Raw genomic sequence first — 12962 nt, forward strand, 5'->3', positions numbered from 1 at the left:
TTGTAGGATAAGACCTGCAAAGAAATGTGCTCAAGCAAATACTAATCTATTATTTCAGCTTTCGCATAACGTATCAGCCAGATAATTTTCTTGAAAACTTTTTTGCCGGTTGCTTTCTCTATCGCAGCAGCATAGCTTTTAAGCTGCAGTGAATATCTATTTGTTAATTCCCTATTGAACAGGTCTTGTTCGCAGCTTAGGTAATCAGATTTATAATCTATAAGAATCACACCGTTATCGGTTTCAAACCAGCAATCTATCATTCCCTGTATAAGTGTTAAGTCATTGCCTTCGAAACCGCTATCCTCTTTCGAATCGTACAAAGAAGATTGCAAAAACGCGGCGTAAGATTCGCTGCCTGTCAAAGATTGTGCTTTTTCTAAAGCCTCTGCTTTTACAGCCATCGTAAAAGGCATTTCTCTATAGACTCTTTTTCCAAAACTTTGATCAGCTTTTCGCAAATCAGCAGCCAGTTCGGATTGCGCATATTTCAATAAGGCATCACTCCATTCAAGAGCCTGTGACAGATGTTCCGGATTAATCTTTCTTTGCATTGACATTTCTTTGATTTGCTGTTCAACATCGATTATCCTTGGCTTTTCTCCTAGTTTTACCAGATCAATAAATTGGAACAGGCTATGTAGTAAAGTGCCCAAAGCAGATCCTTTTAATCTTTTATCTTTTTTCTCAGACAGGATAGACTTTTTGAGAGTCAGATTTATTTCTGAAATCTGATTGCTATCATTTGCAAAAGCATTTTGACCTTCCTGCGCATGGTCTTTCAGATTTTCATCTTGCTGCTCTATCTGATCCTGCATTCTTTTCAATTCACTAACAGTTATTTTGCCGGGAAGTTCAGCAAATCTTCTATATTTATACTCAGAAAAAAGCCGTTTCTCCCAACTATCAATCAAATCAGGTTGAGAATCTATTTCAATCAAAGAAAAAAGATCAGCTTCTGAATTTTTGGTTTCATACTTTTCTGAAAAACTATTTTCCCCATCTGAATAATTGTCTGCCAAAATTGACATAGTAGGATAAAGTTCATCACGTAAAAAATCAAGGTCTATACAAGAGACTTTTACATATCTACCAGACCATTCTTTTAGATTCGAAGTTTCATTATTTTTCTCAAACCAATGTTTTATATCCATATTTTCACTATAAATGAGAGACATCAGGATAATATCCAGCCATGATGAAACCGATCGAAGTAGAGATACCGGCAAAAAGTTTGAAAATGATTTCATCTCCTCAGCCAAATTTAACATCTGGAATTTGGTTTTGGAACCAGTTTCAGGACTAATTTTAACCCTGCCGGTTAAATAAAGTCTGTCTTCTGCTCTGGTCATGCCTACATAAAGCAATCTGTAAGATTCAGATCTATCTGCTCTTTGCGAGTCTAATTCATGCCAGTAATGGATTGCAGTCAAGTGCTTTTCATTATGCAAAGGATCCGCTGACAGAGAAGATATTCCACCATGTTCACTTGCCATCAGCAGATTGGTATTGTTATTTCTGTTTATTCCCTGTGCCGTACCAGCCAGAAAAACAACTGGAAATTCCAGACCTTTACTTCCGTGTATTGTCATTATCTTAACTGCATTATCTGTGCTTTTCACCTGATCAAAACCAATATTTTTGAGCGAGTTTTCTTTTATTTTTCTTATATAGGCAGCAAAGCTAAATAAACCTTTTTGTCTGCTGCGTTCAAAACTATCCGCCCATTCACGAAACCTTTCCAAATCTTCTATACGCGAATCGGCCATAGGCAATTTGCTTACTCTTTCTATATAAGCACTTTCTGCATATATATGGCCTAGTAACTCAGACACACTCATAAACTGCTCATATTCGCGCCAGCGGTTAATAGTATTCAAAAAAGAGTTTACCTTGATCTTTAAATTATCATCCATACCTGTTTGCCGATATTCTTCAACAGCAGCAAAAAAATACTTATTAGGCCTTGTCGAATCATTTTTTTTCAACATATTAATCTTGTGGTTTTTAATAGTTATAAGTTCATTTTCAGAAAAAAACTCACCTGTAAGACCAGATCTCATTATTGTTGCTAAAGGAATATCCTGCTGCATATTATCCAAAATCTGTACTAAAGCTTCCAGTAGGCGTAATTCAGGCGAATCAAGAAATTCTCTTTCTCCAGTTGCAGTAACAGGGACGTTAAATAATTTAAGCTGCTGATAGCAAGATGAGCAAATTACGTGTGTTCGCCCTAAAACTGCGATATCTTTATAAGTATACTTACCTTCTTTTATTATATCTTTGATCTGCCGGACAATGGCAAGCGCTTCCTTTTCACCACCATCTTCTTCTAAAGCCTGATCTGTGAAATTTGATTTTCCTTTTTCATATGCATTAACCATTATGAGATTAATAGCAGGTGCATCTTCTTTTTTATCTCTTGAGGGAGTTAAAGCATGTCCCTGCGAATATTCTATCTCCCCACTTTCTTTGGTTAGAAAAGCTGTAAAAATTTGATTTATACCTTCTAAAATACCGGGAACACTACGGAAATTTTGATTTAGCAGGATCAAACTACCGCTTTTGGGATCAGAAAAAAACAATTCTGTTTTTTGCGAAAAAAGCGTTGGGTTAGCATGGCGAAAGCGGTAAATACTTTGTTTAATATCTCCAACCATAAAAACATTTTTATCTGAAATTTCTTTGATTATGGCCTCTTGTATATTATTAGTGTCCTGATACTCATCAAGATATATTTCCTTAATCTGTTCACGATAATAATCCCTTATTTCCTCAATTCTGAGCAAGCGCAAAGCAAAATGCTCAAAATCACTAAAATCTACAGCCTGTTCATCTATTTTCAGTCTTAAATAAGCTCGGTCAATTAGAATAACAAGTTCAAAAAATCTGGCAATCACAGGAAGCATTGTTTTTATATCCTGTTCTATCATTTCTATATCTGCTGCAAAGATATATACGGGCTTTTCAATAAGAGCTTCCCATGCTTTACTTAAATCGGGTTTACCGGTAAGCATGAACAGTACAGGCACCAGAAAAGAATTATAAATCTCTACGAATTCTTTTTTATCTTCACCGCGTCTTGAAAGTAAAACTACGTCTTCTATTTTTGACGCATTAAGGTAAATTCGATTCCACTTATCTCCAAAACTATCATCTAAGATTGAACGTATTTTTTTAAGATATTCAATCTGATTTTGCAATAAAGGTCTGAAATTCAGATCTTCTTTAGCTTTGTTCTTTGGTGACATTAATTTTTCATAAAAAGCACAATTTTTAAGCATATCAAGACCCTTTTCTGCAAGCTGCAGATTTTCATCCAGCATATTTAGAAAAAGGTTATATTCTTTGCACGCAGCAAAATTTTCAGACTTAATTCTTAAAATCTCAAGCTGATCTTGCAACCAGATATCGTAATCCGCCAGACTTCTTACATTATTAAGCTGCTTTATGAGCTCCTGGCGCAAAGACGAATCACTTGTACGATCAGAAAAAATATCGCAAACCTGTTGAAAATTTGCAATCCACTGACCTAAATTAATTTCTGAGCCAATAAAATTAAAAGGCTTTATCATATCCTCATGCGTAGGTATAAGATTGGAAACCTTTTTTTCGAGAATCTCTTTGCTTAATTTTGCTTGCTCAAAATCAGAAGAAAGATTGTAGAATATATTCAGAACCTCATCTACAGCCTGGTCAAGCAAAATCTGTTTCCTTGTTTCTTCCAGAACACCAAAACCGGATTCAAAAACAGGTTCATTGCTGCTGTTAACAAGCTCACTTGAATATGTTTGCAAAACCTGCCAGCAAAAAGAATGTATCGTCGATATTCTAGCTTGCCGAAGCTGCAAAAGCTGATTATTAAGAAGTTCTCTTTCTTCAGGACTGCCTCCCTTGTCAATATTGTCCTGCAGAGCATTTCTAAACCTTTGCTCAATTTTCTCACGCATATTCTGGGCTGCATAATCAGTAAAAGTCATCACAAGAATATCTGCTATCTCTACTTTTCCACTCATTGCTCTATGTCTGATACGTTCAGTCATAACAGCGGTCTTACCTGACCCCGCGGCAGCTGAAACCAGCAAATCATTCTTCTGATCAAAGTCTATTATCTTTTGCTGATCGGCTGTCCATTTCATTTAATTTTCTCCTTCATCAATTTCTCTATATAGATTAATCTTTCTTCCTTTTTTTGATTAGCGTTCATTTCTTTGATCCCAGGATAATCAGCAGGCAAATCTATTTTCTCTAAAATACGAGTCCTTCTACCGATAGTTCTATTGTCATAGCTACATAGTGATTTATAATCGCACCATTCACACAAAGTTGATTCTTTTGACATGCAGACGGGATTCGCACCTATTTTACCGTCAAAAATATCTTCTATACTTTCTGCCACTTTAGCAAATGCATATTTACCAACTAGCTCCATACTCTCATCTGGTCTTGATGATTCCTGCAGCCAATCTTTTGCAGCAATTGCTTTTTTTATCTCATCAGCAGAAGGGGCAGCAAGATGATCGGCTTTAATTATTTCAGGATTATCAAATCTGAAATAAGCTAGGGAATTGGCTTTAAGTTCAGGGTGATTTTTAAGCCAGGCGTGCATATATACCGGCAGCTGCAGAGCAAGCCCATGATATATCTTGTCATAATCAATTTTTTGCCGGCCGCTTTTATAGTCTAATATCCTGCTATGCTGACTATCTGCATGAATATCCACACGGTCTATTACTCCTCTGAAAATAAGTTCGCGATCTTTAATTACCAGTCTTAGAGGCTGTGCTTCTTCACCAGGGAATTGCCATTCCTGCACATAAGGCATATACTCCAAAGGATTTATCTGGCTTGCAGCGGCTTGTAGTGAAGCCACTGCCATTACTCTCAGCCTGCGCCCGCTGCTGGCATAAATATCCGGCTCATTATATAAAAGTAAATCCGAATTAAGGATAGCCTTCTGATAAAGGTTATCAACATACTTTTGATTAATGTTTTCACACCATTTATCATAAATATTCTGAGCTTCTTTGATATCATAAATCCCGGACTCTTTGAGATTTTGAATTTTTGCCGTTAAATCTGAAAATGCTGCCTCAGCTAAGGCATGCAGTATTGTGCCGCTATGCCTGGAATCTAATCTACCAAGATTTCTTTCCTGAAGTTCAAGCAAGCCATATGCAAAGTAAGCATATGGACATTCTCTGAATTTTTGTATACCAGAAACACTCATCATTAGCTGCTTAGGATATCTTTCCAAAACCTGCAGTGTGTCTATGGAAATATTGTCCACTGAATCCGGATGCATAGGTTCATATGCATTTGCTTTAAGATCAGTTTCATCATAACTGCAGTTATTCAAAACAGCTTTGATCAAGCTTCTTTTTTCTAAAGAAATATTGCAGCCTTCCTCTGAAAAAGTCTGATTTAAAATGGACAAATATCTCTTTGCTTTAACAAAAGAATTCCAACGCATATCTATTTCAGAATCATCAGATTTCAATATCCGCTGATTTATGCCAAGAGAATGTAATCTTTGCTGATAAACAGAACTACTATCCTGCAAACTGGGACATGAAATATAAATCATCTCCGAGGGCATTGTCAAAAGAGTATAAATTTTGAAAGCCTCGGCAGCCAAATGTTGCCTGCCTAGATTGGGAAAAGTTTTTCCGCTTACAGTTTCTATGCTTTCACGTTCATTATTTCTCAGCAAACCTTCACTAAAGCTGGAAACAGGAAAAGTCGTTTGCTGCGCACCTACGACAAACAGGATTTTTTTTGATATCTGATGTACCTGGTTGATATCTCCAGTCATAATTCTGTCTATACCAGAAGGTATTATTTTGCTAACAGACCCTGATATGCCCGAATAAAGAATATTGGTAAAGGTATCTACCGACATTTTCTGATTTTCAAAAATCAGAGCCATTTCATCCATTAATTCTATTAACGTATTCCAAGCCTGGGCAAGAGTTGAAGCAGCATGATGCTCACTGCGCTTCACCCAATTTTCTATTCTCTTTTCAATATGACTTAAAACCCCTGATTTATCAGTAAGATATTCAACCAAAAAAGCGCAGCGTTTATGAACAGTATCCAAGGCATTAAAATCATTGCAAAAATCCAATAAAGGATCGATAAAATTTCTCTTAAAATCAAGAATATTTTTAGTATCATCATTCTTTGCAGAATAATACTTCTCTAATCTGTATTTATTATACTTATTTAAGGAAAATGCCAGGCAATAGTTTTCGAATTGATCAATTTGTTCAAAACTGGCTTCAGTTAAGCCCGTTCGTAAAAGAGACATCAAACTTTCAAAGCTTTCTCTTTTACGGCACATCATCATCAGGCCTGTTACATACCTCATAAGAGAAGTTCCGCTAAGAGCACTTTGAACATCAATAAAACTATCAAGACCGTATTCTCTAAAAACAGTCTGCAGCATATACTGATATGACTCAAGATCACATACGGCTATAGCTATATCACGGTAACGATAATTTTCCTCGACAAGCAGCCTTCTTATTTCGCCCGCAACGTAAGACAATTCCTCTTTTTTGTCCTGTGCCCTTATAAGCCTTATATTGTTTTCAATCAAATCCTTATCGACCTTTTTATCTCTCGATATCATTTGTGCAAGTTGTTCAAAACTGTCATTTCGGCAGCTTTTTATATAATTTATAGTGGGACTGTATCTATTATTAATGTGCCAGGCGGTGTAACGTCCATGCCTGAAAACTACAGACCCTTTATTAACTGTTTTTTTGTCTTTAGGTATAGTATCAGCACATACTGTAATAGTTATCGAAGGGCAATAATTAATCAGCCTGTCCAGCACGCTATATTCTTGTTCAGTAAAATCCCTGGTTTCTCCAAATCCATATATCCAGATAGAAGTGTCATTCAAAAAATCAAGACGCTCAGGATTATCTGCCAGCAGAGCTTCTAGTCTGATCAAATCCTGATCACGATCGGTCAAACCTTTCTCTTTTAGATTTTTTTCACATAATTCATATAACAAGGAAAAATCATATAATTTCTGCTTTAAGGCAGTATTATCAATCATGTCTGCTGCAGATATAATATCTGCAGGCAAAAGATTGTATCGGCGGAAATCACCAATCACGGAATCAATTTCAGCTGCATATCCAGGTTTATCTGCTAAATATGCAAATTTATGAAATTTTTTCTTGTTTTTGCGAAGCAGACTTTGAATCAACATAGTTCGACCAGATGTACTTATATAATCAACTGCCAAGCCTCCTGCTTCAGCAAAAAGACGATATGCAAGTCTACGAAAAGACAGGATATCAGCCATCATCAGCCCGCCTTTACCGAAGTTTTCAATGTATCTTCTTTCCGTATCCGCTTTTAACGATTCAGGCACAATGAAAAAAGCTCGTTTATCCGGCCAATAATCGGTATGTTCAGCTATTTGTGACAAACAGGCATCAAGCAAAGCCTCTTTATGCTCACCTAAAAGCAGATTTATTTTCATAATTGATAAAGTTCTTATCTTAAAACTAAGTTATAAAAATAGAACTTTATTACACCACCTTCCTCTTCTCGTAGCTATAACCGTCATTTTATCATTTGCAAACAAATGTTTGCAAATTGATTTACTTACCAACAGAGGTTATACTGAAATATAATCTTGTAAAATATTATTACTTATTCCCAAGGAGAATAGATATGCTGCAATATAATAGATATGTATCAGTTTTTAAGGCACTCTCTGATGAAACTCGTTTGAAAATTATTGATTTATTGTCAGGCGGTGAATATTGCGCCTGTGAGCTTCTTACAGCTTTTGAAATTACACAGCCAACTTTATCCTATCATATGAAAATTCTTAACGAAAGCGGATTAATTAATTCAAGACGAAGCGGTGCATGGACAAAATATTCGTTAAAACCGGAAAATATCGAGGATCTTAAATTATTTATTGATGAACTCATGATTCAACCGACAAATCATGTTATAGCCAGATCAGAAAACAGTGGTTGTGACTAATCAAATTGTTTTCCCTAATGTTTATAGATAATCATCAAAAAACAATCGGTTCTTTGATTTTTACAATAAAAAATACACCTCTGGATGCTAGACTCTTAATCTAGTATTCAGAGGTGTTATTTAAATCAGGAAAACTGATTTTATAATATCAGTCTGCTTATTTCACATCATAAATTTCCTATAAATAGGGACTTCAAAATCATGAAACCTGTGATTGCTCAGAAATTTTTCTTCTGGAATTTATTTTGCCTCGACCGGAATAATTACTGGCTTTGCCCGCTGGACGTCTATCACCAGATGCCGCACGTTTTGAGCCATAGTTATCTCTGCTTTTCCCCGCAGCTTGACTCTTTCCTGAAGATCGTCTGCCATAGCTTCTGGAAGAATCTGAAGATCCCGCTCTGTTATCTGTTGTTGAACGCCTGTTATAACCACCCTGACGACGCATTGGTCTATTATTGGATCTGCTTATTTTACTGAGCTTATCATAGGGAACAACAGGTTCAATCTCTTTTGCCTGTAAAACACTGTCACCCATTGATTGTCTTAACAAAGCTGCAGTAATTTCTGCAAGTTCGATTTCAGGGTTATCCAAAAGATATTCCATAATTAATTCTTTATATGTTTCAAGAGCCTGGCTTTTTTTAGCACTAACCTTGGCAGCTCTGCTAAGCATGCCGGCGGCTCTTGTATTGATAAGTTCTTTTAGGCTTGGAATCTCCATTGTACTTATGGTTGATTGTGTTCTATGTGCAAAGTTACGTAAAAGTACAAGTTCATGTCCCACAACAAAAGTAATAGCTGTACCATCACGTCCGGCACGACCTGTTCTGCCTATTCTATGAACGTAATACTCCTCATCTTGAGGAAGATCATAATTGACAACAATCTCAATATCATCAACATCTATTCCTCTGGCAGCAACATCTGTGGCAACCAGAAATTTCACATCGCCTGTTTTAAAACGGTTCATAACACGGGTACGAGACATTTGTTTCATATCGCCATGCAAAGCTTCAGCAGATAAACCTCTTTTTTGCAAAACAGCATAGACTTCATCCACACGCTTTTTTGTATTACAGAAAATCAGACCCAGTTTAGACTGCTGAGACTCTAATAGTCTTATCATTACTTCCTGCTTTTGATTTTCTCTTACCTCGATATAACGTTGTTCAATATTAAGAACAGTACGTTGTTTGGGTTCAATCTGAACATGAACGGCATCATTCAGATATTCATTTGTGATTTTCATAATGCCAGCCGGCATTGTCGCTGAAAAACATATTCTTTGAATATGTTCAGGTGTAGCTTGTAAAACCATATCAATATCTTCTTTGAAACCCATATTAAGCATTTCATCAGCTTCATCAAGGATCAAACCACGCAAATTGCCAAGGCGAATTGTTTTTCTTCGCATATGATCAAGAACTCTGCCAGGAGTACCCACAACAATTTGCGGTCTTCTCTTTAGAGCAAGTATTTGTCTTTCTATAGGCTGTCCGCCATAAACAGAAAGAACTCTTAATCCCTCTTTATATTTTGCAAGCTCATGCAGTTCATCTGTTATCTGCATAGCAAGTTCGCGGGTAGGAGATAAAATCAAGTACTGCACATGTGTATCTTCTATATCTACCTGTTCAATTACAGGAATTCCAAAAGCACATGTTTTACCTGTACCTGTTTGCGCCTGACCGAGAAGATCGTTTCCATTCATAAGTGGAGGTATTGACTGTGACTGTATCGGGGTTGCTTTCTCAAAGCCCATATCCTGCAAAGCACGCAGAATTTCGGCTGATAGTGATAATTCTGAAAAGGATAAATTATTCAATTTGCACCAAACTTTCTTTTTTTCGTAAAATAGACAATCGGTTGATTGTAACACGGATCAGCAGCTCTTGCAATAACTTTTTTTCTAAATGTTATTAATCAGTGATAATGTCATGGTATAACTTTAGCGGGATAAATAAATTAACTCTGTGATTTTATATTTCTGACCAAACCTTAATTAATCTTTGAGCCGCCTCCTCTATTTCTTCGATATTTAAATGGGCAAATCCCAGAATAATAATAGGTTCTTTTGCTGGCGAATCTTTAAAATCTGCATAATAGTATTTTGACAACCCATAAACCCCTATTTCATGCCTGGCGGCAGCATCAATAAATTCTTTTTCAGAATGTCCCGAAATAATTTTTAGAAGAACATGCAAGCCGGCCTTGCTCTGAATAATCTCGCAAAATGCACTTGCTCTTTGACTTCTGAACAGATTAGTAAGTTTTTCCTTTCTCTGCCTGTAAATAAGGCGCATGCGGTTAAGATGACGCTCAAAGTAGCCATGATCTATAAATCTGCTAATAGTAAGTTGTTCGAAACCGGAAACCGTCGAAGAATAAAATCCCAAACTATTTTTAAACCGGGATAATAAGGCAGGTGGTAAAACCATATAACTCAGACGCAAAGAAGGCGCCATGCTTTTTGAAAAAGTACTTATATATATGACTTTTCCCTGTTGATCAAGTCCTTGTAATGCAGGAATAGGCCGGCCGTGAAATCTAAATTCAGAGTCAAAATCATCCTCGATGATATAGTGTTTATAGCTTTTATTTGTCCAATTCAGCAATTGATGCCTTCTTGTTGCTGTCATTACAGTGCCTAACGGGAAATGATGTGAAGGAGTAACATATACTATATTGGCATTGCAACTTTCCAGATCATTTATAGATATCCCCTGATCATCAAGTTTGATTAATTCGCATTGAGTTTTTAAACAGCTTAATATCTTATATGGTTTGCTATAACCAGGATATTCAAGAGCATATACATTATCATTTCCAAGAAGCTGCACAAGAAGACCAAATAAATACTCTGTTCCTGCTCCGACAACAATTTGCTCAGGATTACACTTAACATGCCGATAATCATTAAGATATTTAGCAATACTGCATCTTAACCCGTAATCACCTTGCGTTTCTGTCATATTAAGCAAAGCAGTTCCCTCGGTTCTTAATATCGCCCTTGAAAGCTTGCTCCAAACAGAAAAAGGAAACTCTGAAGTATCAACTGCATCGGTTCTAAAATCATATTTAAAAGCCTTTGTTTTATTAACAGATTCAGGAACTGTGCATAAAACAGAATTCACCGAATCTTGTGATATAGGTTCAGCAAAAGGATCTATCTCACAGATATAATACCCAGAACGCGGTTTTGCATAAATATAGCCTTCCGAAACCAGCTGATCATAAGCGGTTTCTACTGTATTTACACTTATTTTCAGATGATTTGCCAATGCTCTTTTGGAAGGCATTTTTGTATTGCTGTTCCATCCATTTGATTTAATTTTATTTTTTATATAATTGTAAAGTTGTTCATACAAAGGTTCATTCTCGGTAAAATCTATCGTAAACATATTAAACACAAACCTGCCACTTTTACGTGGGCTCTAATTCTCCTGTAACCCATCCTGCAACCTCGCTCAAAGCTGGGTGAATTATCATTGATTGATCTATTGCTGCTGTTGTATTTGCATCCGGACACAAACCTGGCCGCAATCTTTTATTAGTATCAAAAATTTGACCGTCAACGACCTGTCCATGTGGCATATCAGTTTCCTGCTCCTGACATCCTGCTCCCGCGTTCATCAGATATACATATGGCTGGATTAAAATAGCTGCATGAGAACCTATTATATGAACCCCGAGAATTTTATAATTTTCATCAGTAATTAACTTTACAAAACCGTCCTCGTCATTCCGTTCATAGCCCATAGCATAGCCACTGGCAACAGCTGAATATGGATTTTTGCCTACCAATACTTTGTGACCGGCTTGAATAGCCTGTTCCTGAGTAAGCCCCACATGTGCCACCTGAGGGTATGTAAAAATAGCCCAAGGCACATTATTATAATAGGCTTGGCGTTTTTCAGTTTGCTTCCCAAAAAGATTATGAACCAGAACCTCTACTTCATAATTAGCTTTATGTCTAAACTGATATTTGCCATTGATATCTCCAAGAGCCCACACCCGATCCTGAGTTGTTTGTAAAAACTCGTCTGTTTTTATCCAGCCTTTGGCATCAGTTTCTATATCTGTATTCTCAAGATGAAGAAAATCACTGTTTGACCTTAGACCTGAAGCAATCAGCAGCTCGTCACCTACAATTTCTGAAAAATTACCATGTTTATTTTTTATATTTATAATTTTCCCCTTAGCATCTTGGGAAATATTTTTAATTTCACAAGAGGTAAAAATACTAACACCATTTTTTTCCAGTTGCTTATGCAAAAGATCACTTATTTCAGGTTCTTCCTGATATGCGATTCTATCTTTTACTTCAATTAAATTCACTTTTGTTCCCAAAGCAGAAAAAATATGTGCAAATTCTAAGCCGATTGCACCGGCGCCTATAATATTAAGTGTTTTCCAAGGTTTCACAGGATATTTATCACCAAAAAAGCTTTCAGCAGTTATATATCCTACATCTTCCAAACCTTCGATCGGTGGAATAAAGGAGCGTGCACCGGCAGCAATAATAATTTTGTCTGCCTGTATAAGTTCTGATGCTCTATCATCATCGTATTCAACTGTAACCGTATTTTTATCTACAAAATGAGCACAACCTTTATATAGATCAAGCAAAGGTGTTTTTTCTAATTTCTTTTCAATCAAGGCACTCTGATTTATTTTATTCCATACCCTTTTTGAAACAGTATCCCAATCTATACTCTGTCCTTCTATTTTAAAGCCAGTTATTGCCGCATGTTCGAGCTCACGTCTAAGGTCAGCAACATATACCAGTATCTTTGATGGAATACATCCCTTAGTCAAACAGGTTCCACCCAGTTTACTTTTTTCTATAAGAGCACACTTAATATTATTTTGCATCGCCGCATCTGCAACAGAAATACCGGCTCCGCCTCCTATAACCAGAAGATCATAATTTTTCATTATCG

The 12962-nt window shown here is 36.4% G+C and carries 6 protein-coding genes; 1 reads left to right on the top strand and 5 read right to left on the bottom strand.

Annotated features, from left to right (window positions below):
* Window positions 1-41 precede the first annotated feature (41 nt).
* A complete protein-coding gene (locus AC0KSB_RS04325) occupies window positions 42-4139 on the bottom strand; it encodes a UvrD-helicase domain-containing protein (RefSeq protein WP_472306987.1) in 4098 nt (1365 codons plus the stop codon).
* Window positions 4136-7501: a PD-(D/E)XK nuclease family protein gene (locus AC0KSB_RS04330; protein WP_472306988.1), complete on the bottom strand. Its 3366-nt coding sequence runs from the start codon at window positions 7499-7501 to the stop codon at window positions 4136-4138. The genes AC0KSB_RS04325 and AC0KSB_RS04330 overlap by 4 nt, the downstream gene beginning before the upstream one ends.
* A gap of 194 nt (window positions 7502-7695) precedes the next feature.
* Here AC0KSB_RS04330 and AC0KSB_RS04335 point away from each other — a divergent pair, with 194 nt between their 5' ends.
* Window positions 7696-8016, top strand: coding sequence for an ArsR/SmtB family transcription factor (locus AC0KSB_RS04335; protein ID WP_472306989.1), 321 nt, complete (start codon window positions 7696-7698; stop codon window positions 8014-8016).
* A 199-nt stretch (window positions 8017-8215) separates the two neighbouring features.
* On the opposite strand, the gene AC0KSB_RS04340 is transcribed toward AC0KSB_RS04335, so the two are convergent.
* The 3 genes from AC0KSB_RS04340 to AC0KSB_RS04350 all read right to left on the bottom strand — a co-directional run bounded on the left by AC0KSB_RS04340 (window position 8216) and on the right by AC0KSB_RS04350 (window position 12957).
* Window positions 8216-9898 carry a DEAD/DEAH box helicase gene (locus tag AC0KSB_RS04340; protein ID WP_472306990.1) on the bottom strand — a complete coding sequence of 561 codons (1683 nt, stop codon included), beginning with the start codon at window positions 9896-9898 and terminating at the stop codon, window positions 8216-8218.
* Window positions 9899-9998: 100 nt separating this feature from the next.
* Window positions 9999-11420, bottom strand: a complete 1422-nt coding sequence (gene pdxR / locus AC0KSB_RS04345) for a MocR-like pyridoxine biosynthesis transcription factor PdxR (RefSeq protein ID WP_472306991.1) — start codon at window positions 11418-11420, stop codon at window positions 9999-10001.
* A gap of 22 nt (window positions 11421-11442) precedes the next feature.
* Complete coding sequence (locus AC0KSB_RS04350; RefSeq protein ID WP_472306992.1) at window positions 11443-12957, bottom strand: dihydrolipoyl dehydrogenase family protein; 1515 nt, start codon at window positions 12955-12957, stop codon at window positions 11443-11445.
* Window positions 12958-12962: the final 5 nt, after the last annotated feature.

The organism is Ercella succinigenes, assembly GCF_900002895.1.